Origin of the sequence: Burkholderia sp. 9777_1386 (genome assembly GCF_015712265.1) — a bacterium.
Taxonomy (GTDB): domain Bacteria; phylum Pseudomonadota; class Gammaproteobacteria; order Burkholderiales; family Burkholderiaceae; genus Burkholderia; species Burkholderia cenocepacia.
This window is the reverse complement of the sequence record NZ_JACCQB010000006.1, coordinates 122419-149281: the sequence shown is the minus strand read 5'-3', so window position 1 is coordinate 149281 and position 26863 is coordinate 122419. Positions and strand designations below refer to the sequence as shown.

At 69.2% G+C, this 26863-nt stretch carries 24 protein-coding genes; 17 read left to right on the top strand and 7 right to left on the bottom strand.

The annotated features are described in order from the left end of the window. Nucleotides 1-232 precede the first annotated feature (232 nt). Nucleotides 233-1828, top strand: coding sequence for an ABC transporter substrate-binding protein (locus H0X91_RS07675; RefSeq protein ID WP_060214896.1), 1596 nt, complete (start codon nt 233-235; stop codon nt 1826-1828). A gap of 192 nt (nt 1829-2020) precedes the next feature. Beyond that, entirely contained in the window at nt 2021-3664 is a 1644-nt protein-coding gene (locus H0X91_RS07670; protein ID WP_062911155.1) for an ABC-F family ATP-binding cassette domain-containing protein, read from the top strand. A 16-nt stretch (nt 3665-3680) separates the two neighbouring features. On the opposite strand, the gene H0X91_RS07665 is transcribed toward H0X91_RS07670, so the two are convergent. Further along, a complete protein-coding gene (locus H0X91_RS07665) occupies nt 3681-4760 on the bottom strand; it encodes an MBL fold metallo-hydrolase (protein WP_062911154.1) in 1080 nt (359 codons plus the stop codon). Nucleotides 4761-5064: 304 nt separating this feature from the next. Here H0X91_RS07665 and aceK point away from each other — a divergent pair, with 304 nt between their 5' ends. The 9 genes from aceK (at nt 5065) to bioB (ending at nt 15123) form a co-directional block, all read left to right on the top strand. Continuing rightward, nucleotides 5065-6882, top strand: a complete 1818-nt coding sequence (gene aceK / locus H0X91_RS07660; RefSeq protein WP_034201308.1) for a bifunctional isocitrate dehydrogenase kinase/phosphatase — start codon at nt 5065-5067, stop codon at nt 6880-6882. 56 nt (nt 6883-6938) lie between these two features. After that, nucleotides 6939-7706, top strand: coding sequence for a carbonate dehydratase (gene can / locus H0X91_RS07655; RefSeq protein ID WP_034201307.1), 768 nt, complete (start codon nt 6939-6941; stop codon nt 7704-7706). A 111-nt stretch (nt 7707-7817) separates the two neighbouring features. Further along, the gene (locus tag H0X91_RS07650; protein ID WP_006495437.1) at nt 7818-8495 is read left to right on the top strand and encodes an SDR family oxidoreductase; all 678 of its coding nucleotides are present in this window, start codon (nt 7818-7820) and stop codon (nt 8493-8495) included. 35 nt (nt 8496-8530) lie between these two features. Then, nucleotides 8531-8965, top strand: a complete 435-nt coding sequence (locus H0X91_RS07645; protein ID WP_006495438.1) for a YchJ family protein — start codon at nt 8531-8533, stop codon at nt 8963-8965. A gap of 106 nt (nt 8966-9071) precedes the next feature. Then, nucleotides 9072-10343 (top strand): dienelactone hydrolase family protein, encoded by a 1272-nt coding sequence (locus tag H0X91_RS07640; RefSeq protein WP_196432933.1) that lies wholly within the window; start codon nt 9072-9074, stop codon nt 10341-10343. Nucleotides 10344-10818: 475 nt separating this feature from the next. After that, nucleotides 10819-12165, top strand: a complete 1347-nt coding sequence (bioA, locus tag H0X91_RS07635; RefSeq protein WP_012492369.1) for an adenosylmethionine--8-amino-7-oxononanoate transaminase — start codon at nt 10819-10821, stop codon at nt 12163-12165. After that, nucleotides 12162-13346: an 8-amino-7-oxononanoate synthase gene (gene bioF / locus H0X91_RS07630; RefSeq protein WP_034201305.1), complete on the top strand. Its 1185-nt coding sequence runs from the start codon at nt 12162-12164 to the stop codon at nt 13344-13346. The genes bioA and bioF overlap by 4 nt, the downstream gene beginning before the upstream one ends. Next, nucleotides 13343-14062, top strand: a complete 720-nt coding sequence (gene bioD, locus H0X91_RS07625) for a dethiobiotin synthase (protein WP_006483466.1) — start codon at nt 13343-13345, stop codon at nt 14060-14062. The genes bioF and bioD overlap by 4 nt, the downstream gene beginning before the upstream one ends. A 41-nt stretch (nt 14063-14103) precedes the next feature. Next, complete coding sequence (gene bioB, locus H0X91_RS07620; RefSeq protein ID WP_006483467.1) at nt 14104-15123, top strand: biotin synthase BioB; 1020 nt, start codon at nt 14104-14106, stop codon at nt 15121-15123. A gap of 79 nt (nt 15124-15202) precedes the next feature. On the opposite strand, the gene H0X91_RS07615 is transcribed toward bioB, so the two are convergent. Next, nucleotides 15203-16120, bottom strand: a complete 918-nt coding sequence (locus H0X91_RS07615; RefSeq protein WP_006483476.1) for a LysR family transcriptional regulator — start codon at nt 16118-16120, stop codon at nt 15203-15205. 259 nt (nt 16121-16379) lie between these two features. Between H0X91_RS07615 and H0X91_RS07610 the strand changes: the two genes are divergently transcribed. The 6 genes from H0X91_RS07610 (at nt 16380) to H0X91_RS07585 (ending at nt 22323) form a co-directional block, all read left to right on the top strand. Continuing rightward, nucleotides 16380-17162 carry a 5-oxoprolinase subunit PxpA gene (locus H0X91_RS07610; RefSeq protein ID WP_006483471.1) on the top strand — a complete coding sequence of 261 codons (783 nt, stop codon included), beginning with the start codon at nt 16380-16382 and terminating at the stop codon, nt 17160-17162. A gap of 22 nt (nt 17163-17184) precedes the next feature. Continuing rightward, nucleotides 17185-17427 (top strand): acetyl-CoA carboxylase, encoded by a 243-nt coding sequence (locus H0X91_RS07605; RefSeq protein WP_027812637.1) that lies wholly within the window; start codon nt 17185-17187, stop codon nt 17425-17427. A gap of 4 nt (nt 17428-17431) precedes the next feature. Continuing rightward, the gene (locus tag H0X91_RS07600) at nt 17432-18889 is read left to right on the top strand and encodes an acetyl-CoA carboxylase biotin carboxylase subunit (protein WP_012329328.1); all 1458 of its coding nucleotides are present in this window, start codon (nt 17432-17434) and stop codon (nt 18887-18889) included. Then, nucleotides 18886-19761, top strand: a complete 876-nt coding sequence (locus tag H0X91_RS07595; RefSeq protein ID WP_006495445.1) for a 5-oxoprolinase subunit B family protein — start codon at nt 18886-18888, stop codon at nt 19759-19761. The genes H0X91_RS07600 and H0X91_RS07595 overlap by 4 nt, the downstream gene beginning before the upstream one ends. Continuing rightward, nucleotides 19751-20746, top strand: coding sequence for a biotin-dependent carboxyltransferase family protein (locus tag H0X91_RS07590; RefSeq protein ID WP_006483468.1), 996 nt, complete (start codon nt 19751-19753; stop codon nt 20744-20746). The genes H0X91_RS07595 and H0X91_RS07590 overlap by 11 nt, the downstream gene beginning before the upstream one ends. 221 nt (nt 20747-20967) lie before the next feature. Next, complete coding sequence (locus H0X91_RS07585; RefSeq protein ID WP_062911151.1) at nt 20968-22323, top strand: purine-cytosine permease family protein; 1356 nt, start codon at nt 20968-20970, stop codon at nt 22321-22323. Between the two features lie 24 nt (nt 22324-22347). Here the strand turns inward: H0X91_RS07585 and H0X91_RS07580 are convergent, their stop codons facing one another. The 5 genes from H0X91_RS07580 to H0X91_RS07560 form a co-directional block, all read right to left on the bottom strand. After that, on the bottom strand, nt 22348-23436 hold the full coding sequence (locus H0X91_RS07580; RefSeq protein WP_062911150.1) for a suppressor of fused domain protein: 1089 nt from the start codon (nt 23434-23436) through the stop codon (nt 22348-22350). 61 nt (nt 23437-23497) lie between these two features. After that, the gene (locus H0X91_RS07575; RefSeq protein WP_006495447.1) at nt 23498-24223 is read right to left on the bottom strand and encodes a copper homeostasis protein CutC; all 726 of its coding nucleotides are present in this window, start codon (nt 24221-24223) and stop codon (nt 23498-23500) included. A gap of 109 nt (nt 24224-24332) precedes the next feature. Then, nucleotides 24333-24737 (bottom strand): hypothetical protein, encoded by a 405-nt coding sequence (locus tag H0X91_RS07570; RefSeq protein WP_062911149.1) that lies wholly within the window; start codon nt 24735-24737, stop codon nt 24333-24335. Further along, on the bottom strand, nt 24734-25120 hold the full coding sequence (locus H0X91_RS07565; RefSeq protein WP_062911148.1) for a hypothetical protein: 387 nt from the start codon (nt 25118-25120) through the stop codon (nt 24734-24736). The genes H0X91_RS07570 and H0X91_RS07565 overlap by 4 nt, the downstream gene beginning before the upstream one ends. 156 nt (nt 25121-25276) lie before the next feature. Next, nucleotides 25277-26563: a sensor domain-containing phosphodiesterase gene (locus H0X91_RS07560; RefSeq protein WP_006484063.1), complete on the bottom strand. Its 1287-nt coding sequence runs from the start codon at nt 26561-26563 to the stop codon at nt 25277-25279. Nucleotides 26564-26863: the final 300 nt, after the last annotated feature.

Here is a 26863-nt window from a genome sequence, read left to right as displayed (position 1 = left end):
GCCGCGGCACCTTCGCCGCACCCCGCCGCCTCCACCGCACCTTTCGCCGCATCAACACCCGTTCCGTCGCGAACGCAGCCGTTTTTCGGCCAATTCGCCGCGTTCCGGCGCCTTTTTTCACGCGTCGCGCGCTTTGACGGTATGCTATTCGCCAGCCGCGCCGGCCCTGCCGCTTCCAGGCCGCGCCTGCCTCCATCATCCAGCGAAAAACACAAGCCACGTGGGAGATCCTATGCACGTCAAGCTGTTCGCCGCGGCCGCCATCGCCGCCGCCCTTGCCGCCCCCGGCCTCGCCGCCGCCAAGCCGCTCACCGTTTGCACCGAATCGAGCCCGGACGGCTTCGACGTCGTGCAGTACAACTCGCTCGTCACCACCAATGCATCGGCCGACGTGATCTTCAACACGCTCGTGTCCTACGACGAGGCCGCGAAAAAGGTCGTGCCCGCGCTCGCGGACAAATGGGAGGCCAGCGCCGACGGCCTCACGTACACGTTCCACCTGCGCCCGAACGTCGCGTTCCAGACCACCGACTATTTCAAGCCGGGCCGCGCGCTCGATGCGGACGACGTCGTGTTCACGTTCACGCGGATGCTCGACGATGCGAACCCGTGGCACAAGGTCGCCGGCGCGAGCGGCTTCCCGCACGCGCAGTCGATGGGCCTCGTGAAGCTCGTGAAGTCGGTCACGAAGGTCGACGACAGCACGGTGAAATTCGTGCTGAACGAGCCGAACGCGACCTTCGTGCCGATCCTGACGATGGGCTTCGCGTCGATCTACTCGGCCGAATATGCGGACCAGTTGCTGAAGGCCGGCAAGCAGGCCGACCTGAACGCGAAGCCGGTCGGCACCGGCCCGTTCGTGCTGAAGAGCTATACGAAGGACGCGCTGATCCGCTACGACGCGAACCCGACGTACTGGGGCCCGAAGCCGAAGGTCGACCGGCTGATCTATGCGATCACGCCCGACCCGTCGGTGCGCCTGCAGAAGGTGAAGGCCGGCGAATGCCAGATCGCGCTGTCGCCGAAGCCGCAGGACGTGCTCGCCGCGAAGGGCGAAAGCGCGCTGAAGGTCGTGCAGACGCCCGCGTTCATGACCGCGTTCGTCGCGCTGAACACGCAGAAGAAGCCGCTCGACAACGACAAGGTACGCGAGGCGCTGAACCTCGCGTTCGACCGCGCGACCTACCTGAAGGTCGTGTTCGACAACACCGCGACGGCCGCGAACAACCCGTATCCGCCGAACACGTGGAGCTACGCGAAGGACATCGCGCCGTACCCGCACGATCCCGCGAAGGCGAAGCAACTGCTCGCGCAGGCCGGCTTCCCGAACGGCTTCTCGACGACGATCTGGACGCGCCCGACCGGCAGCGTGCTGAATCCGAATCCGAAGGTCGGCGCCGAACTGCTGCAGGCCGACCTCGCGAAGATCGGCGTGAAGGCCGAGGTCAAGGTGATCGAATGGGGCGAGCTGATCAAGCAGGCGAAGCTCGGCCAGCATGACATGCTGTTCATGGGCTGGGCCGGCGACAACGGCGATCCGGACAACTACCTGTCGCCGCTGTTCAGCTGCAACGCGGTGAAGTCGGGCATCAACTTCGCGCGCTTCTGCGATGCGCCGCTCGACAAGCTGATCGCCGACGGCAAGGCGACCGCCGACCAGGCCAAGCGCGCGAAGCTGTACGAAAGCGCGCAGAAGATCATCCACGATCAGGCGCTGTGGATTCCGCTCGGCTACCCGACCGCGGCCGCGCTCACGCGCACCAACGTGAGCGGCTATCACGTCAGTCCGTTCGGACGACAGAACTTCACGACGGTCGCCGTGCAGTAACCGTGCGTGGCGCGCAAGCGACGGCGCACGCGCCGCCCGCTTGCGGCCCGCACGGCGTGCTTGCTACACTGCGCGCCTGTTCCTCATACCGGACGCCAGCCAAAGTGAACAACTAAGCCTTCCCAAAATGTTTTCGCCGCCCGTGCCACGCACGCCGCGCGCGAAGGTCTTCACGCATTTTTGGAGGTGCTTATGGCTGCAGCCACGCCCACCGGCGCGCTCGTCGCGCTTCATCACGTTTCCTTCCGCTTCGACGACGGCGTCACGCTGTTCGATTCGCTCGACCTGTCCATCGATCGCACGCCGACCGGCATCGTCGGCCGCAACGGCATCGGCAAGAGCCTGCTCGCGCAACTGATCGCGGGCCGCCGCGCGCCCAGCGCAGGCACGATCGAGCGGCATGCGCAGGTGGTCTACGTCGCGCAGCAGCACGACGACGACGCAATGGCCACCCCGCGGACCGTCGCGCAGATCACCGCGCTCGATGCCCCGCTCGGCGCCCTCGCGCGTCTCGCGGACGGGCGCGCAACGCCGCACGACTTCGAGCTGATCGGCGATCGCTGGGATCTCGCGGAGCGGCTGCGCACGACGCTCGACGCGGCTGGCCTGCACGACGTCCACGCCGACATGCCCGCGCACGCGTTGAGCGGCGGCCAGCTCGCGCGCGTCGCGCTGATCGGCGCGCTGCTGTCCGGCGCCGGCCTGCTCGTGCTCGACGAACCGACCAACCATCTCGACGCACCGGGCCGCGCGTGGCTGCGCGCGGCGCTCGACGGCTGGCGCGGCGGCGTCGTCATCGTCAGCCACGACCGTGCGCTGCTCGCCGGCGTGCAACGCATCGTCGAGCTGACGCCGCACGGCGCGCGTTCATATGGCGGCAACTATGCGCGCTACCGCGCGCAGCGCGACGCGGAACAGGACGCCGCGCACGCGGCGCTCGACCATGCGCGCACCGAGCGCGGGCGCGCACGGCGCCGGCTCGAACAGGAACACGACACGATCCAGCGTCACGCGGCCGCGTCGCTGCGCGACGCGAAGACGGCCAACCTGTCGTCGATGGCGCGTCAAAGCCGCAAGGGCGCCGCGCGCGCGATCATGGGGACCGTCCGGCGTCATCAGAGCGACTTCAAGGCGATGCTCGACGCGCGCGTGCAGGAAGCGGCCGCGCGCGTCGAAGCCGACGCGCCGGTGCTGGTATCGCTGCCGGGCACCGAGGTCAGCGCGCGCCGCCAGCTGTTCACGCTCGAACGCGCGCAACTGCCGTGGCGCGTCGCGGGCGACGCCGACGCGATCACGTGGTCGGCAAGCGGCCCCGTGCGCATCGCGCTGACGGGCCCGAACGGCTGCGGCAAGTCGACGTTGCTGAGAATGCTCGCGGGCGAGCTGGCGCCGCGTTCGGGCACCTGCACGACGCACGTGAGCGCCGCGTATCTCGACCAGCGGCTCGCGCTGCTCGACGCCGAGCGCTCGATCGTCGAGCAGTTGGGCCTGCTCGATACGCCGCTCGCCGAAGGCGACCTGCGCAGCCGTCTCGCGCTGCTGCAGCTCGACGCGACGCGTGCGACGCAGCCGGCGCGGCAACTGAGCGGCGGCGAACGGCTGAAGGCGGCGCTCGCGTGCGCGTTGTGGCGCGGCACGCCGGCGCAACTGCTGCTGCTCGACGAGCCGACCAATCACCTCGATCTCGAATCGGTGCGCGCGATCGAAGCGGCGCTGGCCGCCTTCCGGGGCGCAATCGTGGTCGCGTCGCACGACGCCGCGTTTCTCGCGGCGCTCGAACCGACGCACACGATGCAGTGGCAGCGCGACGGGTGGCGCTACGAACCCGTCGCGTGACGGCGACGCAGCGTGCTCAGCCGGCGGTGCGGAACCGCAGCACGCCGTCGTCGCCCTGCTCGCGCACGAGTTCGCCCGCGAGCCACAGCAGGTTCAGGTGCGCGAGCGCCTCGCCGAGCGCGAACGTCATCTGGTGGATGTCGAGCTCGCGGCGGCGGAACATGATCGGCACGATGTCGGCCGCGCTCATCGGCTGCTCCGCGCACGCGACGCGCACTTCGGCCAGGCGCGCATCGTGGTGTTCGCGCAGTTGCGCGATGCGCGTGCGCACGCCGCGGAACGGCTTGCCGTGCGACGGCAGCACGAGCGTGTCGGGCGCCATCGTCTCGTAACGGCCGAGCGATTCGAGGTACAGCGCGAGCGGGTTCGCTTCCGGCTCGAGGTCGAACACCGACACGTTCGTCGAGATGCGCGGCAGCACCATGTCACCGGAAATCAGCACGCCGTCCGCTTCGCTGTGGAGCGCGCAATGTTCAGGCGAATGGCCGAAACCGGTGACGACGCGCCACGTCCGCGCGCCGATCGTCACCGCGTCGCCTTCGCGCAGGCGCCGGTAGCGCGCCGGCACGGCCGGCACGAGGTCCGAGTAGTAGCTGCGGCGGTTGCGCAGCTTGTCGAGCGCGGCCGGATCGGTCAGGCCGTGGCGCGCGAAGTGATCGGCGGCGGCCGCGCCGCCCGCGTTCGAACCGTTGCCGGCCGCCATCAGGCAGCCGAACATATATTCGCCGAGCGTCATCCACAGCCGCACGTTCCAGCGGCCTTGGTCGCCGCCTTCGCACAGCCAGTTCGCGAGGCCGAAGTGATCGGGGTGGCAGTGCGTGACGAGCACGCGCAGCACGGGCAGGCCGTCGAGCTGCGTGTCGAAGATCTGTTCCCAGTGCGTGCGGATCGCGTCCGACGCGATCCCGCAATCGACGACCGTCCAGCCGGCCTGCCCGTCGATCTCGTCGCGCAGCAGCCAGAGATTGATGTGATCGAGCGAGAACGGCAACGGCATGCGCAGCCAGCGCACGCCGGGCGCAACCTCGAACGTGTCGCCCGCGGCGGGCAGCGTATCGGCGAAGGGGTAGTCGAGTTGGTGTTCCAGGGCGTTCATCGGTGGGGTGTCTCGTCGTTATCGGTGCGAATGCGCGCCGGCGGCGGGCGCGGCGGGCGGTGCGTCGATTCTATCGCCGTCGCGAAAAACGCGTGCCCGGCGGGTGCCGGCCCGTCAAAAAAAGTTCGTGTCAGAATCGGTTCCGTACCCGTATCTTTACGCGAAGATGCACCGAACGGCCCCTAACGGCGAGCAACACGCCGATTGACGACCGCTCGCGCGCCCCGCCGAAAGTCATTGAAACGCCGACTTGGGCGCTAAAATGGCGAGTGCTTACAGCCCCTCCCGAACGAGCCTGCACGCAATGAATCACTTCCCCAAACTGCTGTCGTCGCAGATCGGTTTCGACGTCGCGCAGACGATGCTCGAATACTTCGATCGCCATTACCGGATCTTCCGCGAAGCGGCCGTCGAAGCGAAGACGCTGTTCGAGCGCGGCGACTGGCACGGGCTGCAGCGGCTCGCACGCGAGCGGATCACGTCGTACGACGAGCGCGTGAAGGAATGCGTGGAGGTGCTGGAAGACGAATACGACGCGGAGAACATCGACGACGAAGTGTGGCAGCAGATCAAGCTGCACTACATCGGCCTGCTCACGTCGCACCGCCAGCCCGAGTGCGCGGAGACCTTCTTCAATTCGGTGTGCTGCAAGATCCTGCACCGCTCGTATTTCAGCAACGATTTCATCTTCGTGCGCCCGGCGATCTCGACCGAGTACCTGGAGAACGACGAGCCGGCCGCGAAACCGACCTACCGCGCGTACTATCCGGGCACCGACGGGCTCGCGGTCACGCTCGAGCGCATCGTCACGAACTTCCAGCTCGAGCCGGCGTTCGAGGATCTCACGCGCGACATCGGCTGCGTGATGCAGGCGATCGACGACGAATTCGGCCACTTCGACGCGGCGCCGAATTTCCAGATCCACGTGCTGTCGTCGCTGTTCTTCCGCAACAAGAGCGCGTACATCATCGGCCGCATCATCAACGCCGACCGCGTGCTGCCGTTCGCGGTGCCGATCCGGCACGTGCGCCCGGGCCTGCTCGCGCTCGACACCGTGCTGCTGCGCCGCGACCTGCTGCAGATCATCTTCAGCTTCTCGCATTCGTACTTCCTCGTCGACATGGGCGTGCCGTCCGCGTACGTCGAGTTCCTCTGCACGATCATGCCGGGCAAGCCGAAGGCCGAGATCTACACGTCGGTCGGGCTGCAGAAGCAGGGCAAGAACCTGTTCTACCGCGACCTGCTGCACCACCTGTCGCATTCGAGCGACCGCTTCATCATCGCGCCCGGGATCAAGGGTCTCGTGATGCTCGTGTTCACGCTGCCGTCGTTCCCGTACGTGTTCAAGATCATCAAGGATCACTTCCCGCCGCCGAAGGAAACGACGCGCGCGCAGATCATGGAGAAGTACCAGCTCGTGAAACGCCACGACCGCCTCGGGCGGATGGCCGACACGCTCGAGTATTCGAGCGTCGCGCTGCCGCTCGCGCGGCTCGATCACGCGCTCGTGCGCGAACTCGAGAAGGAAGTGCCGTCGTTGCTCGAATACGAGGACGACAAGCTGGTCATCAAGCACCTGTACATCGAGCGCCGGATGACGCCGCTCAACCTGTACCTGCAGAACGGCAGCGACGCGGACGTCGAGCACGGCGTGAAGGAATACGGCAACGCGGTGAAGGAGCTGATGAAGGCCAACATCTTCCCCGGCGACATGCTGTACAAGAACTTCGGCGTCACGCGCCACGGCCGCGTCGTGTTCTACGACTACGACGAGATCGAATACCTGACCGACTGCAACGTGCGGCGCGTGCCGCCGCCGCGCAACGAGGAAGACGAGCTGTCCGGCGAACCGTGGTATACCGTCGGCCCGCACGACATCTTTCCGGAGACCTACGGGCCGTTCCTGCTCGGCGACCCGCGCGTGCGCAGCGTCTTCATGAAGCATCACGCGGACTTTTTCGATCCCGCGCTGTGGCAGGCGAGCAAGGACAAGCTGATGCAGGGCGAATTGCCCGATTTTTATCCGTACGACGCGACCCTGCGCTTTTGCGTGCGCTACCCCGCGCGCTTCGGCGCGACGGGCCGCAACGACGGCGAAGGCGATGCGCAGCGCGCCGCCTGACGCCGGCAACACCGAATCCGATATCGACCCGATTTCCGCCAACGGAAGCCACCCCGATGACTAACCAAGACAATCCGCTTTCACATCTGTTCGACAACAACGACGCGTGGGTCAAGCGCCAGCTCGCCGACGATCCCGATTTCTTCGCCCGGCTCGCCGACCAGCAGGCGCCGGAATATCTGTGGATCGGCTGCTCGGATTCGCGCGTGCCGGCAAACCAGATCATCGGCCTCCCGCCGGGCGAAGTGTTCGTGCACCGCAACATCGCGAACGTCGTCGTGCACAGCGACCTGAACTGCCTGTCGGTGATCCAGTTCGCGGTCGACATCCTGCGCGTGAAGCACATCATGGTCGTCGGCCACTACGGCTGCTCGGGCGTGAACGCGGCGCTGCACAACCGCCGCGTCGGCCTCGCGGACAACTGGCTGCATCACGTGCAGGACGTGCGCGAGCGCCACGCGGCGCTGCTCGACGAATGGCCGGTCGGCGAAGCGCGCTATCGCCGCCTGATCGAGCTGAATTCGATCGAACAGGTCGTCAACGTGTGCCGCACGACGATCGTCAACGACGCGTGGGCGCGCGGCCAGTCGCTGACCGTGCACGGGCTCGTGTACGGCGTGCACGACGGCCGGATGCGCAATCTCGGGATGTCCGTGTCGAGCTTCGATGCGCTCGACGCAACCTACAAGCGCTGCGTGGCGGCGCTGACCGCGCGCGGCCAGCACGCGCCGGACAACGACATGGTCGCGGCGGACGCCGCACGGCTCGACGGCGTCGCGCAGGCGGTCGCCGCCACGCTGAAGCCGTGCGACGACGCGCAGTAACGTGAGGTGCGCGCCGGCCGCCCGGCGGCGACTGCCGCGCGGGCGCGGCACGCATCGAACGGATCTGACACCGGCACTGCCGCGGCGGCGCCAACCCAAGGAGCGACGAGCATGAAAACCGTATTGATCGTCGGTGCATCGCGCGGCCTCGGCCGCGAATTCGTCCGGCAATACCGGCGCGACGGCTGGAACGTGATCGCCACCGCGCGCGACGCCGCGTCGCTCGACGCGCTGCGCGCGCTCGGCGCCCAGGCGCATGCGCTCGACATCGCGCAGCCCGAGCAGATCGCGGCGCTCGGCTGGAAGCTCGACGGCGAGCGGCTCGACGCGGCCGTGCTCGTGTCGGGCGTGTACGGGCCGCGCACCGAAGGCGTCGAGACGATCACCGCTGAGGATTTCGACGCGGTGATGCATACGAACGTGCGCGGGCCGATGCAGTTGCTGCCGATCCTGCTGCCGCTCGTCGAGGATGCGCGCGGCGTGCTGGCGGTCGTATCGAGCCGGATGGGCAGCATCGCCGAGGCGACCGGCACGACCGGCTGGCTGTACCGCGCGAGCAAGGCCGCGCTGAACGACGCGCTGCGCATCGCGTCGCTGCAGACGCGCCATGCCGCGTGCATTTCGCTGCATCCCGGCTGGGTACGCACCGACATGGGCGGCGCGCAGGCCGCGATCGATCCGGAAACGAGTGTGACCGGCATGCGTCGCGTCATCGCCGAATCCGGTTCGGACGTGTCTCAGGCGAACGGCCGGTTCTTCCAGTACGACGGCATCGAGCTCAGTTGGTGAGGCCGACAACCCAGCGTTGTTAATTCACATTTCGCATGATTTTGAACCGACCTGACGCGTGCCCGTGCGGCGGCGCGTCCCCCGCGCCCGCCAGGACGTCCGCGCCGCGCTATGCGGCCTGCTGCGGCCGCTTCATCGACGGCGGCGAGGCCGCGCCGACCGCACTCGAATTGATGCGTTCGCGGTACAGCGCGTACGTGCTCGGCGCGACCGATTACCTGCGCGCGACGTGGGCCGCGCGCACCTGCCCGCCCGATCTCGACACCGACCCCAGCGCGCCGGACGCGCCGCGCTGGCTGGGCCTCGCGGTCAAACGCCACGCGCCGCTCGACGACCGGCACGCGGAGGTCGAATTCGTGGCCCGCTACAAGGTCGGCGGACGCGCCTACCGGCTGCACGAGACGAGCCGTTTCGAGCGCGACGAGCACGGTTTCTGGCGCTATGTCGACGGCGAAGTAAGTGAACGCTGACAAATAGTTGCTGTGTCAGACGCCGGGTTATTCCCGCATTGCACAACCCGATTTTGTCGGGCTACGATGACCTCGAATTGGTCATGTTGCATGGCAGGGCTTACGGATGGCGTTCAGCAAGGTATTGGTGGGATGGATGGCGGCCTGTGCGCTGTCGGCCGCTCAGGCCGGTACGCTGCCGAGCGCCAATACGGGTGCGGGCACCAGCGGCTCGCTCGCCCATGCCGAGCACTTCGACTACGCCGACGCGAACCTGCCGCAGGTTGCCGCCGACCTCAACGAACAGATCCTCCGCATTCCGGCCGACGCGTCGGGCGCCGTCACGCTCGAGGCCACGCTGTTCAAGCCGAACGGCCCCGGCCCGTTCCCGCTCGTCGTCTTCAACCACGGCAAAAACACCGGCGATCTCCATCTGCAGCCGCGCAGCCGGCCGCTCGCGTTCGCGCGCGAATTCGTGCGCCGCGGCTATGCGGTGATCGCGCCGAATCGCCAGGGCTTCGCCGGTTCGGGCGGCACGTACCAGCAGGAAGGCTGCAACGTCGGCAAGAACGGCCTCGCGCAGGCCGCCGACGTCGACGCGACGGTGCGCTACATGTCGCGCCAGCAGTACGTCGATGCGTCGCGCATCGTCGTCGCCGGCACGTCGCACGGCGGCCTCGTGTCGGTCGCCTACGGCACCGAAGCCGCGGCGGGCGTGCGCGGCATCATCAACTTCTCCGGCGGGCTGCGCCAGGACCTGTGCGACGGCTGGCAGCGCAACCTCGTCGACGCGTTCGACCAGTACGGCGCGCATACGGCCGTGCGGTCGCTGTGGCTGTACGGCGACAACGATTCGGTGTGGACGCCCGCGCTCGTCGCGCAGATGCACGATGCGTACGTGTCGCATGGCACGCAGGCGCAGTTCATCGATTTCGGCCGCTACAAGGACGACGCGCACCGGCTGATCGTCGATCGCGACGGCGTGCCCGTGTGGTGGCCGGCCGTGCACGCATTCCTCGCCGAACTGAACCTGCCGACCGCGGTGCGCTATGCGGTCGCGAACCCGCACGAGCCGAAGGCCACCGGCTATGCGTCGATCGATGCGGTCAACGCGGTGCCGTACGTCGACGAAGCCGGCCGCGAAGGCTATCGCCGCTTCCTGAACCAGCATCCGAGCCGCGCGTTCGCGGTGTCGTCGGAAGGCGCGTGGTCGTGGGCCGAAGGCGGCGACGATCCGATGGCGCTCGCGCTCGACAACTGCGCGAAGCAAGGCGCGGGCGCATGCCGGCTGTATGCGGTCAACGACCGTGTCGTGTGGAACGACAACGCGACGCAGACGGCCGACAACGGCGACGCCCCCACCCGCGACACCGATACGCGCGCACTGGCTTCGCGCTGACGTCCGACGCGCGGCGGATCGTACGCCGCACGCGTTTTTCGTCTTTTCCCCCGCTTCCTTTTCTTTTCTCCTGAGCGCGTGTCCGTCGCGCGGCGCCGCCTGCCGTTCCGGCTGCCCGATTGCGTTCCGGTACGCCCCCACCGCTGTGCCGCCGCCTGTCGGTCGCGACATCGCCCCGCACGCCCGTATTGCGCTTCGATCCCCGATTTTTCGCCCGCGCACCGCGCGCCGCCCCGCGATTTTTTTCTGTCGGGGGGTGTCACTCGAACGTCGTCTTCTGCGCGCATTTCGCCCGATCCGTCGCGTTCCGTTCCGAGCCCCCGCGAACTGCGCCGAACTCCCGCCCGACAAGGCTTTGCGGCACTTGTAACCGCTAGTGCAACGTCCGGCGGAACACGCTAATCTCAGCGCGTTTCGTATCCCGCCGCGCGGCATCCCGTCGATGCCGCGCGGTCGTTTTACCCCCGGAGTCGCCTTGAGTACGCCAGCCACCGACGACTGGGTCGCGCGCAGCCTGCGCGCGGTCTGGCACCCCTGCACCCAGATGAAGCATCACGAGCGCCTGCCGCTCGTCCCCGTCGCGCGCGGCGCGGGCGTGTGGCTGTACGACCGTGACGGCCGCCGCTACTTCGACGCGATCAGCTCGTGGTGGGTCAACCTGTTCGGCCATGCGAACCCGGACATCAACGCGGCGCTGAAGGACCAGCTCGACACGCTCGAGCACGCGATGCTCGCCGGCTGCACGCACGCGCCCGCGATCGAGCTCGCCGAACGGCTGCACGCGCTCACCGGGCGCACGCTCGGCCATGCGTTCTTCGCGTCGGACGGCGCGTCGGCCGTCGAGATCGCGCTGAAGATGAGCTTCCACGCGTGGCGCAACCGCGGCCGCGCGAACAAGCAGGAATTCGTCTGCGTCGCGAACAGCTATCACGGCGAGACGATCGGCGCGCTCGGCGTGACCGACGTTGCGCTGTTCAAGGATGCGTACGATCCGCTGATCCGCCACGCGCACGTGGTCGCGTCGCCCGATGCGCGCGGCGCGCTGCCGGGCGAGACGGCCGCCGACGTCGCGGGCCGCGCGCTCGCGGACGTGCGGCGCCTGTTCGTCGAACGCGGCGACCGGATCGCCGCGCTGATCGTCGAGCCGCTCGTGCAGTGCGCGGCCGGCATGGCGATGCACGATCCGTCGTACGTGCGCGGGCTGCGCGCGCTGTGCGACGAATTCGGCGTGCACCTGATCGCCGACGAGATCGCGGTCGGGTGCGGACGCACCGGCACCTTCTTCGCGTGCGAGCAGGCCGGTGTCTGGCCCGATTTCATGTGCCTGTCGAAAGGGATCAGTGGCGGCTACCTGCCGCTGTCGCTGGTGCTCACGCGCGACGACGTGTTCGCGGCGTTCTACGACGACGACACGACGCGCGGCTTCCTGCACTCGCATTCGTACACCGGCAACCCGCTCGCGTGCCGCGCGGCGGTCGCGACACTCGACCTGTTCGCGCGCGACGACGTGCTCGCGCGCAACGCCGGCAAATCGGCGACGCTGCGCGCGGCGCTCGCGCCGCTCGACGCTCATCCTCAGGTGCGCCATCTGCGCGAGCGCGGCACGCTGTTCGCGTTCGACGTCGCGCTCGACGGCGACGCGGCGCGCGGTTTCTCGCGGCGCTTCTTCGAACATGCGCTGGCGCGCGAACTGCTGCTGCGCCCGATCGGCACGACCGTGTACCTGATGCCGCCGTACGTGATGAGCGACGACGACATCGCGTGGCTCGCGCAGCGCACGCGCGACACGCTCGACGCGACGCTGGAGGACCTCGGCCGATGAGCCTGCTCGACACCCTGCAACGCGGCCTCGCCGATCTCGACGCGCAAGGGCTGCGCCGCGTGCGCCGTATCGCCGACACCGCGTGCGACGCACGCATGACCGTAAACGGCCGCGAGATCGTCGGCTTCGCGAGCAACGACTACCTCGGCCTCGCCGCGCATCCGGCACTCGTCGCCGCATTCGCGGAAGGCGCGCAGCGCTACGGCTCCGGCAGCGGCGGCTCGCACCTGCTCGGCGGCCATTCGCGCGCGCACGCGCGGCTCGAGGACGAGCTCGCGGGCTTCGCGGGCGGCTTCTCCGACGCGCCGCGCGCGCTGTACTTCAGCACCGGCTACATGGCGAACCTCGCCGCGATGACGGCGCTCGCGGGCAAGGGCGCGACGATCTTCTCCGACGCGCTGAACCACGCGTCGCTGATCGACGGGATGCGGCTGTCGCGCGCGAACGTGCAGGTCTATCCGCACGCCGATACGGCCGCGCTCGCCGCGCTGCTCGACGCATCGGAGGCCGAAACGAAGCTGATCGTCAGCGACACCGTGTTCAGCATGGACGGCGACGTCGCGCCGCTCGCCGAACTCGTCGCGCTGGCCGAGCGCCACGGCGCGTGGCTCGTCGTCGACGATGCGCACGGCTTCGGCGTGCTCGGCCCGCAGGGGCGCGGCGCGCTCGCGGCCGCCGCGCTGCGTTCGCCGCATCTGGTGTACGTCGGCACGCTCGGCAAGGCGGCCGGCGTCGCCGGCGCGTTCGTGATCGCGCACGAAACCGTGATCGAATGGCTGATCCAGCGCGCGCGCAGCTACATCTTCACGACCGCCGCGCCGCCGGCCGTCGCGCATGCGGTCTCCGCGAGCCTGAAGGTGATCGCGGGCGACGAAGGCGACGCGCGCCGCGCGCACCTCGCCGCGCTGATCGAACGCACGCGTGCGCTGCTGCGCAACACGCGCTGGCAGCCGGTCGATTCGCACACGGCCGTGCAGCCGCTCGTGATCGGCAGCAACGATGCGACGCTCGCGGCGATGCGCGCGCTCGACGCACACGGCCTGTGGGTGCCCGCGATCCGGCCGCCGACGGTGCCGGCCGGCACGTCGCGGCTGCGCGTGTCGCTGTCGGCCGCGCATTCGTTCGACGATCTCGCCAGGCTCGAAGCCGCGTTGATCGAAGCTAGCGAGGCAGCCGCATGACCGCCCCGCTCTCGCTGTTCGTCACCGGCACCGATACCGAAATCGGCAAGACCTTCGTGTCGGCCGCGATGCTGCACGGCTTCGCGCGGCACGGGCTGCGCGCGGCCGCGCTGAAGCCGGTCGCGGCCGGCGCGTATCAACGCGACGGCGTCTGGCGCAACGAGGATGCCGATCAGCTCGACGCCGCCGCGAACGTCGTGCTGCCGCCCGAGCTGCGCACGCCGTTCCTGCTGAAAGCGCCGGCCGCGCCGCACATCGTCGCCGCGCAGGAAGGCGTGACGCTCGATCTCGACACGATCGTCGCGTGCCATCGCGAAGCGCTGACGCGCGCGGACGTCGTCGTCGTCGAAGGCGTCGGCGGCTTTCGCGTGCCGCTGAACGACACGCAGGACACCGCCGATCTCGCGGTCGCGCTCGGCCTGCCCGTCGTGCTCGTCGTCGGCATCCGGCTCGGCTGCATCAGCCACGCGCTGCTGACGGCCGATGCGATTCGCCAGCGCGGGCTCGCGCTCGCGGGCTGGGTCGCGAACCACGTCGACCCGGCCATGTCGTTCGCCGACGAGAACGTCGCGACGATTCGCGACTGGCTCGCGCGCGAGCACCGCGCGCCGCTCGTCGGCCGCATCGCGCACATGACGCCGGCCGCCCCCGAATCCGCCGCGGCGATGCTCGACATCGCCGCGCTCGTCGAGTCGCTGCGCGCCGCGCGGCCTTGACCCAACCGATCCCCCAATCCCGCCCAGGACAGGAAAACGAAATGACCCAAGCCCAGACCGTCGCCGTGCAATCCGACGCGATTCCCATGGCTGCACCGGCGCCGCAGCGCTGGCGCGTCGCCGACGTCGTCGCGCTGTTCGAACTGCCGTTCAACGACCTGATGTTCCGCGCGCAGCAGGTGCATCGCGAGCACTTCGACGCGAACGCGGTGCAGCTGTCGACGCTGCTGTCGATCAAGACGGGCGGCTGCGAGGAAGATTGCGGGTACTGCTCGCAGTCGTCGCATCACGACACGGGCCTGAAGGCCGAGAAGCTGATGGACGTCGACACGGTGCTCGACGCCGCGCGCGCGGCGAAGGCGAACGGCGCGAGCCGCTTCTGCATGGGCGCCGCGTGGCGCAACCCGAAGGAGCGCCACATGCCGGCGCTGACCGAGATGGTGCGCGGCGTGAAGGAGCTCGGCCTCGAGACCTGCATGACGCTCGGCATGCTCGAAGACGAACAGGCTCGGCAGCTCGCCGACGCGGGCCTCGACTACTACAACCACAACCTCGACACGTCGCCGGAGTTCTACGGCCAGGTGATCTCGACGCGCACCTACCAGGATCGCCTCGACACGCTCGACCGCGTGCGCGACGCGGGCATCAATGTGTGCTGCGGCGGCATCATCGGGATGGGCGAATCGCGTCGCGAACGCGCGGGCCTGATCTCGCAGCTCGCGAACCTGAACCCGTATCCGGAATCGGTGCCGATCAACAACCTCGTCGCGATCGAAGGCACGCCGCTCGAAGGCACCGCGCCGCTCGATCCGTTCGAATTCGTGCGCACCATCGCGGTCGCGCGCATCACGATGCCGAAGGCCGTCGTGCGCCTGTCGGCCGGGCGCGAGCAGCTCGACGACGCGATGCAGGCGATGTGCTTCCTCGCCGGTGCGAACTCGATGTTCTACGGCGACCAGCTGCTGACGACGAGCAACCCGCAGACGCAGCGCGACCGCGCGCTGTTCGAGCGCCTCGGCATCCGCGCGAGCCAGGCCGACGCGCTGTCGGACAACGCGTAAGCGGCAACGGCCGGCGCGCCGCGCCCGCCAACGAAAAAGCCGGGGCGCGCCCCGGCTTTTTCACGCCCGCGCGCACCACTCAGGTCGCGCCGCCCAGTGCGCGCGGCTCCATGAACGTGTGCCGGAAATAGTCGCGCACCGCGTGCATCGCGGGACTCAGCTCGATGTTCTTGCGCCACGCGAGGCCGACGCTCATCGGCGGCACCGGGTCGCGCAGCACGATCGTCTCGATGCGCCGCCCTTCGAGCGACCACGGGCGATACACCATGTCGGACAGGATCGCCACACCGCTGCCGTTCGCGACCATGCTGCGCACCGCCTCGACCGACGAGGTGCGCAGGATCACGTTCGGCCGGTACGGCGTCTCGTTCCAGTAACGCAGCGCGGTCTGCCCGGCCTCGTCCACCGTCAGCATCACGAACGGCTCGTGCGCGACCTCCGCGAACGTGACGCTCTCGCGCCGCAGCAGCGGATGATGCGCGCCGACCCACAGCCTGCGCACCGAATGGATCACCGGCTCCAGCACGAGCTCCGGATTCGACACGTTCGACGTGAGCAGCACGGCCATGTCGTAGCGGCCCGCGATCAGCCCTTCCTCGATCGACTCGCGGTTCAGCTCGTGCAGGTGGATCGTCAGGCGCGGATAGAGCGTATTGAGCCGCAGCACGTGATGCGGCAGGAAGTAGCCGAGCACCGTGTAGCTCGCGGCGATCGCGAGCGTGCCGGTCAGCGTGCTTTCGAGATTCGGGATCCGCATCGCCTCGTCGACCGACGACAGGATCGTGTACGCGTGATTGAGAAAACGCCGCCCGGTATCGGTCAGCGTCACGCCCGCCGACGTGCGCACGAACAGCTGCGTGCCGAGACTGTCCTCCAGTTCCTTGATCGCGCTCGTCACGGCCGACTGCGAGATGGTGAGCTGGATCGCGGCCTGCGAGATCTGTCCGAGCTCGGCGGTCGCGACGAAGTACTTGAGCTGTCTGAGCGTCAGGGCCATGCGCGGTGGAAAACTGATGGGGGCATGGCAACCATCATATCAACCGTCCGTTTAGCGGCAATCCGGGCCCGCCCGACCCGTGCGCATCCGCCTGCCGCGGCGCCGGGCGGCCGTTTCCGGCGATATCTGAAAAATCGATACGGTCGCATATAAAAATAGAACTATTTTGACGCACCCCGCACGGCTAACCTGCGTTCAACACGGTGTCGACACGCGCTGCGGCGCACGCGAGACCGGAGAACCTGGAGGAACGAACCGTATGAGGAAGCACAGTGTCGACCTGAATTCGGACATGGGCGAAGGTTTCGGCCCGTGGACGATCGGCGACGGCGTCGACGAGCAGATCATGCCGCTCATCAGCTCGGCGAACATCGCCACCGGTTTTCATGCCGGCGACCCGAACATCATGGCGCGCACGGTGCAGCTCGCGCGCGACGCCGGCGTCGGGATCGGCGCGCATCCGGGCTTTCGCGATCTGGCGGGCTTCGGTCGCCGCACGATCACCGAAACGCCGCAGGCGCTCGTCCACGACATCCTGTATCAGCTCGGCGCGCTGCGCGAGTTCGCGCGGCTCAACGGCGTGAGCCTGCAGCACGTCAAGCCGCACGGCGCGCTCTACATGCACGCGGCGGCCAACGAGGCGTTCTCGCGGCTGCTGATCGAGACGCTGCAGCGCGTCGATCCCGGCCTGTGGCTGTACTGCATGGAAGCGTCGGTCACGTATCGCGTGGCGAGGGAGTACGAACAGCCGGTGATCCGCGAGTTCTACGCCGATCGCGACTACGACCGCAGCGGCTCCATCGTGTTCACGCGCCGCGTCGGGCGCCTCGACCCGCAGCAGGTGGCCGACAAGGTGCTGCGTGCGTGCATCGACGGCAAGGTGCGCACGATCGACGGCGACGACATCGACATCGATTTCGATTCGGTCTGCATCCACAGCGACACGCCCGGCGCGCTCGAACTCGTGCGCGAAACGCGCGACGCGCTGGTCCGCGAAGGCATCCGGACCGCCGGCCCGCAACCGCTCGCCGCTCATCACTGAACCCGATTCAAGGAGACGCAAGATGGCATTGCACGACATCGTCAGCCCGCTGCCGGGCACGTTCTACCGACGCCCGTCGCCCGAGGCGGACTACTACGTCGCGGTGGATGCGACGGTCGCGGCCGGCGCGGTGGTCGGCCTCGTCGAAGTGATGAAGCAGTTCACCGAGATCGAAGCCGATGCGGCCGGCCGCGTCGTCGAGCTGCTCGTCGACGATGGCGAGCCGGTCGACGCCGGCCAGGTGCTGATGCGGATCGAGGGGTGATGCGATGAAGCCGGCAAACGCCCCCGACACCTTCTATCGACCGTCGCGGATCAAGACCGTGCTGGTCGCGAACCGCGGCGAAATCGCGGTGCGCGTGATCCGCGCGGCACGCGAGCTCGGCATGCGCGCGGTCGCCGTGGTCAGCGACGCGGACCGCGACAGCCTCGCCGCGCGCATGGCCGACGAAGCGATCCACATCGGGTCGTCGCATGCGGCGAAGAGCTATCTGAATCCGGCCGCGATCCTCGACGCCGCGCGGCAATGCGGCGCGGACGCGATCCATCCGGGCTACGGCTTCCTGTCCGAGAACGCGGCGTTCGCCGCGCAGGTCGAGGCGGCCGGGCTGATCTTCGTCGGCCCGGGCGCGCAGGTGATCGCGACGATGGGCGACAAGGCGCGCGCCCGCGACACCGCGCGGCGCGCGAACGTGCCGACCGTGCCGGGCAGCGACGGCGTCGTCCAGTCGCTCGACGCGGCCCGCGCGGTCGCCGCGCGCATCGGCTATCCGATCATGATCAAGGCGGCCGCGGGTGGCGGCGGGCGCGGCATCCGCGTCGCGCACGACGCCGCGCAGCTCGACGCCGAACTGCCGCTCGCGCAGCGCGAGGCGCAGGCCGCGTTCGGCGACGGCGGCGTCTATCTCGAACGCTTCATCGCGCGAGCGCGGCACATCGAGGTGCAGGTGCTCGGCGACGGCCGCGACGTCGTCCACCTGTTCGAGCGCGAATGCTCGCTGCAGCGGCGCCGCCAGAAGATTCTCGAGGAAGCGCCGTCGCCGTCGCTCACGCCGGCGCAGCGCGACGCGCTGTGCGCGTCGGCCACGCGGCTCGCGCGCGAGGTCGGCTACCGCAGCGCGGGCACGCTCGAATACCTGTTCGACGATGCGCGCGGCGAGTTCTACTTCATCGAGATGAACACGCGCATCCAGGTCGAGCATCCGGTGACCGAGGCGATCACCGGCATCGATCTCGTGCGCGAAACGCTGCGCATCGCCGACGGCGAGCCGCTGCGGTTCGCGCAAGCCGACATCGCGATGCGCGGCGCCGCGCTCGAATGCCGGATCAACGCGGAAGATCCGCTGCAGGATTTCCGCCCGAATCCGGGCCGGATCGACGCACTGGTGTGGCCGACCGGCCCCGGCGTGCGCGTCGATTCGCTGCTCTACCCGGGCTACGTCGTGCCACCGTTCTACGATTCGCTGCTCGCGAAGCTGATCGTGCACGACGAGAGCCGCGCGGCCGCATTGCGGCGTCTGTCTCGCGCGCTCGGCGAGCTGCAGGTCGGCGGCCTGAAGACCACCGCGCCGCTGCACGTCGCGCTGCTCGCGGACGACGACGTGCGCGCGGGCCGCTATCACACGAATTTTCTCGAAGCGTGGATGCCGTCATGGCGCGAGGCCGCGACGGCCGCCGCCCGGCAGCACGAAACCGCGGACGCCGCGCGCGTCGGGGAGGCCCTGTGACGACCCGTTATACGTTCGGCGGCGACGAATTCGTGTTCGTCGAGATCAGCGAGGCGATGTCGCTCGACGCCTTCTTCAAGGGCACGGCGATCACGCGCGAACTGCAGCGGCGCGCGGTGCCGGGCATCACCGAGATCTGTCCGGCGAACGCGTCCTACCAGGTGCGCTACGACCCGGACGTGATCGAGCCCGACACGCTCGTCGCGCTGCTCAAGGCGATCGAGGCCGAGGTCGGCGACGCGCCGCTCGAACTCGATACCCGCATCGTCGAGGTGCCGGTGCTGTACAACGACCCGTGGACGCACGAGACGCTGATGCGGTTTCGCGAGCGTCACCAGGACCCGTCGTCGACCGACCTCGAATATGCGGCGCGGATCAACGGCAAGCGCGACGTCGACGACTTCATCGCCGCGCACTCGGGCTCGCCGTGGTTCGTGTCGATGGTCGGCTTCGTCGCGGGCCTGCCGTTCATGTACCAGATGGTCGAGCGCGCACGGCAGCTCGAAGTACCGAAATACCTGCGGCCGCGCACCGACACGCCGAAGCTGACGGTCGGCCACGGCGGCTGCTTCGGTTGCATCTACTCGGTGCGCGGCGCGGGCGGCTACCAGATGTTCGGCGTGACGCCGGCGCCGATCTTCGATCCCGCGCAGCGGCTCGACTACCTGCGCGATTTCATGGTGTTCTTCCGGCCCGGCGACATCGTGAAGTTCCAGCCGATCGATCGCGACGCCTATGACGCCGCGGTGGCGGCCGTCGAAGCGGGTACCTTCTCGCTGCGCGTGCGCCCCGTGAAATTCTCGCTCGACGCGTTCCGGCGCGATCCCGATGCGGTCAACCGTTCTCTCGTCGAGGTGCTGCATGCCCGCTGACGCGCACAACCTGATCGAGGTCGTGAAACCCGGCCTCGCGACGTCGGTCCAGGATACGGGCCGGCAAGGCTACTACCACGTCGGCATCCCGCCGTCGGGCTCGCTCGACCAGTACGCGTCGCGCGCGGCGAACCTGCTGGTCGGCAATCCGGAACAGGCGGCCGTGCTCGAATGCACGCTGCTCGGCCCGGAGCTGCTGTTCCATGCGGACGCGCTGGTCGCCGTCACGGGCGCCGAGATGACCCCGAAGATCGACGGCGTCGGGCAGCGCTGCAACGTCGCGCTGTGGATCCGCGCGGGCAGCGTGCTGTCGTTCGCCTACGTGAAGGGCGGCGCCCGCGCGTACCTGGCCGTCGCGGGTGGCATCGACGTGCCGGTCGTGCTCGGCAGCCGCTCGACCTACACGCTCGGCGCGATCGGCGGCCACGCGGGCCGGCGCCTGCAGAAAGGCGACCGTTTGCCGATCGGCGCGGCGCGCGGCACGCTTCGCGAAGGGCGCGAGCTGCCGGCGTCGGTCAGCCGGCCGCTGGACAGCCAGGTCGAACTGCGCGTGCTGCCGGGGCTGTACCACTACCGGCTCACCGACGCGTCGGCGCACACGTTCTTCGATGACGAATGGACGGTCGCGCCCGAGGCGGACCGCATCGGCTACCGCTACAAGAACGGCCGGCCGCTGCAGTTCCGGCCGCGCGAGCAGCCGTTCGGCGCCGGGGCCGATCCGTCGAACATCGTCGACGCGTGCTATCCGATCGGATCGATCCAGGTGCCGGCCGGGGTCGAGCCGATCATCCTGCATCGCGATGCGGTGTCGGGCGGCGGCTACGCGACGATCGGCACGGTCATCAGCGCCGACATGGACCTGATCGGCCAGATGCAGCCGAACCATCGCGCGCGCTTCGTGCGCGTGACGATGGCCGACGCGCTCGCCGCGCGCCGCGAGTATCAGCGGCGCCTCGCGCTGCTGCGCGCCGTACTGAAGGACTGAGCGCCACGCGCCCGGCCGTCGCGCCGGGCGCCGTGCGCCGCCCTCCGTTTTCATCCTTCGCTTCCGTTTCCCGTCCGTGCGGCCGCGCGCGGCGCGGCGGGGACGCCTGCGCGCCGTTTTCGCCGGACCGGTTGCCCGCCCCGACGTCGGGGCAACCCCGCGGCTCGCATGGGCCGCGGCCCAGACGTCGTCCGCTGTTTCGCTCATCGAGGAGCACGCTCATGGCCAACCTGGCTCAGGCCCGCACCGACGAGGATCTCGACCTGTCGACGCTCGCCATTCCCGATCACGCACGCATGCCGCCCTTTGCGCTGACGATGGCGTGGTGGGCCGTCTGCAGCGCGGTGTTCTACATCGTCGTCGGCGCGACGCTCGCGCTCACCTACGGCGCGCGCAACGCGCTGATCGGGATGGCGCTGTCGGTCGTTTCGTACGGCATCGTCAATTCGATCATCAGCCGCTACGCGATCCGTACCGGCCTGTCGGTCGCGCTGTTCTCGCGCGTGCTGTTCGGCAGCGCGGGCGCGGCGCTCGCGACGCTGATCTTCTTCGCGACGGCGATCTACTACGCGGTGTTCGAGGGCTCGGTGATCGCGGTCGCCGCGCATCACCAGTTTCCGGCGCTCGACTACAAGTGGGCCGCGCTGATCGTCGTCTGCTACAGCGTGCCGCTCGTGTTCGGCAGCGTGCAGCACTGGCTCGACAAGTTCAACGGCGTGCTGCTGCCGTTCTACCTGTTCGGGTTGCTCGCGGCGGTCGGGCTCGCGACGGCCGAGTACGGCTATCACGCCGCGTGGCTCGATTTCGGGCCGACGGGCGGCGCCCCGGCCGGCGGCTGGTGGCAGTGCTTCGTCTACTACATGGGCGTATGGGTGCTGATGATGTTCACGTTCGACTACGCGCGCTTCGGCCGCAAGGCCGACGCCCGCTATCACGGCCGCTTCAACTTCGGGATGCCGTTCTACCTCGTCACGTTCCTCGTCAACGGCGCGGCCGGCATCTATCTCGTCAGCACGATTCCCGGGCTCGGCACGCTGTCGGAAGTGTCGGTCGTGCTCGCGCTGCTGAAGCTGATGGGCGTGTGGGGGCTGCTGTTCGTGTGGGTCACGCAGTCGCGCATCAATACCGCGAACTACTACCTCGCGACCGTCAACATGCAGGCGTTCTTCCAGAAGGTCGCGGGGCTGCGCGCGCCGAAATTCGTGTGGGCGGTCGTGGTCGGCGCGGTCGTCTATGCGCTGATGATGGCCGACATCTTCTCGCGGATCCTGCAAGCGCTCGCGTACCAGGGCATCTTCGTCGTCGCGTGGGTCGGCGTCGCGCTCGCGCACATCCTGTCGGCGCGCTACGGGCAGCTCGTCGGCGACGACGTCGAATGCCGCGACGCGCACGTGCCGGTGTTCAATCCGGGCGGCCTGACCGCGTGGTTCGCGGGCGCGTTCGCGGGGCTGGCGCTGAACCAGGCGACCGGGTTCGCCGCGTCGCTGTCGGCGCCGGCCACCTTCGTCGTGTCGTGGCTCGTCTATCGCGCGCTGCTCGGCACCGCGAAGCGGACCTGGTTCGTGCGCAACACGTGACGCGCCGCGGCTCGGGCGCCGGCCCTAGCCGATCGTCTGCACCGGATGGCCCTGCGCGTCGCGGATCACCGTCGGCTCGACCCGCCAGCGCACGCCGTCGAGCCCGTCGATCGCATACTCGCCGGCGCGCGGCTTCAGCGTGCGCGCCAGCGCCTGCACCGTCGCGTCGGTGAGCTGCAGCGTCAGCGTGCCGTCTTCGTCGCTCACGCCGTTCGCGTCGCCGCGCACGAACCGCACCGCGCCGTCGTGACCGACGAGGCGAAACGGCCGGTCGAACGGCAGCCGCAGCGGCAGTAGCGTGACGAGTTCGTCGACCTGCCGCGCGCCGACGGTGATCTCGATCACCGGCGCGCGCAGCAGCCGCTTGCGGGTGCCCCAGCCGAGCACGTCGGTGAACAGGTAACCGCTCGCCGAGCCGTCGCGCTGCGTGCCCGCGTCGACCTGCTCGCGCACGTCCGCGCGTTCGAGCAGCGACGCGCGGCCGAGATCGGTCACCCACAGCGGCATGTGCGGCAGCAGCGTGTCGAGCAGCGCACGCGTGCGCCAGCGCTTCGCGGCGCGTTCCTCGTCGAGCGTCAGCCCGACGACCTGCAGGAACGCGAGACGGCCGTGCGGCGTGTCGATCGCCGGCAGCTCCGGATCGAACGCGAAGCCCATCGAGCAGAGCGCCGTATCGGTATCGAGCGTGATCGGGCCGTTGGCCGTCATCCAGTGGCCATCGTCGAACGCGTTGCCGCTCTGGAACACGTAGCGCGCGAGATTCTGCAGGAAGCTGAACACCCAGCGCGGCGGCTCGTCGTCGCCAGCCACGCACGCGACGCGCATCGTCAGCTCGAAGCCGAAACCGCTGGCGGCCGGATCGTCCGACTCCTTCGCATACAGCTCGCTCAGCCCGTACGTGACGAAATGCCAGTGCGGCACGGGGGCCGCGCGCCGCCACACGCTGATCCCGTCGAGCGGATCGGGGCCGCCGAGCCGCCACTTGACCAGCGTGCCGTAGTGCTTCGGCTCCTGGCCCGGATAAAGGCGCGCGAGCGCGGCGTCGATCGCGTCCCAGCCGGGCGCGGCATCGTCGTCCGCGCCGTCGTGCGTGTCGTGCGTGGCGTCCGTCATGTGGCCCGCTCTCCCCGATGATGTCGTGTCGTGTTTGTGTCGTGCGGTGTCGGGACGTGCGTCACACGTGCGACGCCGCGCCGTCGAGCGCCGCGCGCACGCGCTCGACGCGTTGCCCGTCGACGGGCGCCAGCACCTCGCCGCGCGGCCGCACGCCCGAGCCGAAATGCACCGCACGCACGCCGGTGGCGCGGACGAAATCGCCGACCGCGTCGATCGTGAGCCCCGAGCCGGCCAGCACCGTGCAAGTCGTGCCCGCCGCCTGCCGCACGAGCCGCGTGATCGTCGCAACCGCGTCGAGCACCGACGGATGACCGCCCGACGTCAGCACGGACGTGACGGCCGGCACGCGCAGCAGCGCGTCGAACGCGGCGTTCAGATCGCGCGCGACGTCGAACGCGCGGTGAAACGTGAGCGCGCGCCCGTCCGCGGCGGCCGCGATCCGGGCCAGCGCGCCGAGATCGACGTCGCCGCGCGAGTCGAGCGCGCCGAACACGACGCCGTTCGCGCCGGCCGCGACGGCCGCGCGCACGTCGCGCTCGATCACGCGCAGGTCGTCGGCGTCATAGACGAACGAGCGGCTGTGCGGACGCACGATCACGTTGACGGGAATCGGCACGGCGGCCACGACGGCCTCGATCAGGCCGACGCTCGGCGTCAGCCCGCCTTCGGTGATCGCAGTCACGAGTTCGAGGCGGTCGGCGCCCGCGCGGGCGGCGGCCTGGGCATCGCCGACGGTCGTGGCGATCACTTCGAGGAGGACGGAAGAAGCGGCATGTCGGTTCATGGGCGGCCCGCGAATCGTCTGGATAATTCGCGCATCCTAGCCGAGCCGCGTGACGGACGCCAGCGTGCCGGCGGCCGCGTATTTCAGTCGCGCATTTCAGCCATGTCCTTCAGCCGCGCCGCACGAGCCAGACGCCGACCAGCGCGGACAACCCCGTCACCGCGGTGCCGGACACGAACCGGAACATGCGCGCGTCGAAGTACGCGCCCTGCTGCTGCATCATGTCGACGATCGCGGGCGTGAGCAGGAGCATTCCCCAGCCGATCATCCCGAGCGCGGTGGTCGCGGCCGCGGCCAGCAGCGTGATGCCCGCGCCGCGCGCACGCGGCCGGAATGCGCCGGCAAACGCGCCCGCAGCTAGCAGCACGGCCGACGCCGTGAACAACACGGCGACGAATACGACCGTCACACCCGCCTGCCCGACTTTCAGGAACGCGGCCATCTGCGCGGCCATCACGCCGAAGCCGGCGATCGTGAACAGCACGATCGCCAGCGCGTTGCGCACGACGTTCACGCGAGGGCGTGCCGGAAATACGCGGTCGCGGGACGCCGGAACAGCAGGTAGATGAACAGCGCGAACAGCATGAAGCCGGGGATCAGCACCGCGAACATCGACTTCGGCATGTTGATGAACGAAAACGCGAAGCCGAACACCGACGTCGCGACGTAGGCCTTGCGCGACCACTCGCGCCCCTTGAGGATCGCGATGCCGATCACGACGTTCGCGGCTTCGATGATCACGCTGATGCCGAGCGTCGCCCAGACGGGCAGCAGGTAGTGCGACAGCAGCGCCTGGGTGGTCGGCATGCCGATCGAGAACGGCGTATACACGCAGGTGATCGCGTTGGTCACGATGATGACCCACGCGAGGATGGTCAGCGAAATCGGTCGTTTCATGGTTTTTTTCCTTTTTTATTCGCCGCCATGGTGGCCCCCGGGACGGCGCGCGCGGTCACGATGGCCGCGGTCGCGCCATTGTCGGGGAAGCCCGCGGTGAACGCAACGGCCGCCCCGCGCCCCGCTCGCTGCTCACCGCATGCGCGCCGTGCGTCGCTACGCGACTGGCGCGTCGTCGTCGACCCAGTCGATGTCGCCGCACAGCACGCGCTGCGCATCGCCGACGCGCACGGCCACCGACAGCGTCACGCACGGCTGCGCCTCGTTGATCGACAGGTACGGCCGCGTGACCTGCACGCGCCCCGGTTCGGCGATCGCCGAGCGGAAATACGGCCGGCGCAGCCAGTTCGCGCCCTGCGCGTCCGCCAGCGGCGAAAAGCGCGCCTCGGCCAGCGCGCGATCCGCGCGCAGCACGACGTTGCGGCCCGACTGCCGGCCCTGCGCATCGAGCAGGAAACAGCGCGCGGCCGCGTCGAGCGCGAGGAAGTTCCAGCACACCTCGTCGAGCGGCTCGCCGGCCTCGAGGCGCTCGGCCGCCCGTTCGAACGCGCGCAGGTACGGCGCGAGCCGCTGCGTGTCGCGCCGCTCGCGCGCTTCGGTCTGCTGACGAAAGCGCTCGGTCAGCTCGCCGATGCAGCCGGTCGCGGCCGCGCTGTCGGGCAGCCCCGGCGCCGGCCGGCCGAAGTAGTAGCCCTGCACGAAATCGGCCTCGCACGACAGCGCGATCTGCGCTTCGTGCTCGGTCTCGATCCCTTCGACGAGCACCAGCTTGCCGGCCTCGTGCAACAGCGTCACGAGCCCGTGCAGGATCGCGGTCAGTCCCGTGCGATGTGCCGCATGCGACAGCATGATCCGGTCGAGCTTCACGATGTCCGGGTTCAGCTGCCAGATCCGCTCGAGGTTCGAATGGCCCGCGCCGAAATCGTCGAGCGCGATCAGGAAACCCTGCGTGCGGAACGCGCGCACGGCCTCCGCGAGCCGCTCGACGTCCTCCGCGCGCTGTTCGAGCACTTCGAGCACGATGCGCCGCGGCGGCATGCCGAGCCGCTTCAGGTTCGCGAGCAGCGCGGCCGCCTGGAACGGGTCGGTGAGCACGCCCGGATGGACGTTGAGAAACAGCCACTCGCGCTCGGCGCCGAGCAGCGCGAAGTTCTCCAGATGCAGCGCCTGCGCGAGCCGGTCGAGCTGCAGCAGTTCGCCCTGGCGCGCGGCTTCGCCGAACACGTCGAGCGGCGACACGGCGCGGTCGAGCGCATCGTGCGCGCGCAGCAGCGCCTCGTAGCCGACCGCACGCTGGTGCGACAGGCTGAATATCGGCTGGAACACGGTCGTGAGCGTCAGGTCGCGGTGCTGCGTCGCCAGCCGTTCGAAGCCGGAGCTCATCTCCCGCTCGAACCGGTACGGCGACGCGGCGGCCGGACGCTCCTGTTGCACGATCGTCATGCCCTTCTCCTGGTGATGCACTCGAACGCGCCGTCCGGCGTCACGGACGACGACCGGGACGGCGCGCGCAATGTCATGGTTGGACCCTCGGTTGCCCGGCGCGGGCCGGGCGGCTGCTCTCCCTCAAGCAAGCTCCGTGCACGGTGCGCATGACCCGTGCGCCGCAGGGTCGCGCCGGGCTGCCGCACCACCGTGGCGCGCCGTCGATGCACCATTTCCGTGCGCACGCACCGCCCGTTCGAGCGCATCCGTCACGTCGGCACGCTACACTCCGTACGATCGTTTCATTCTGCCTATCCG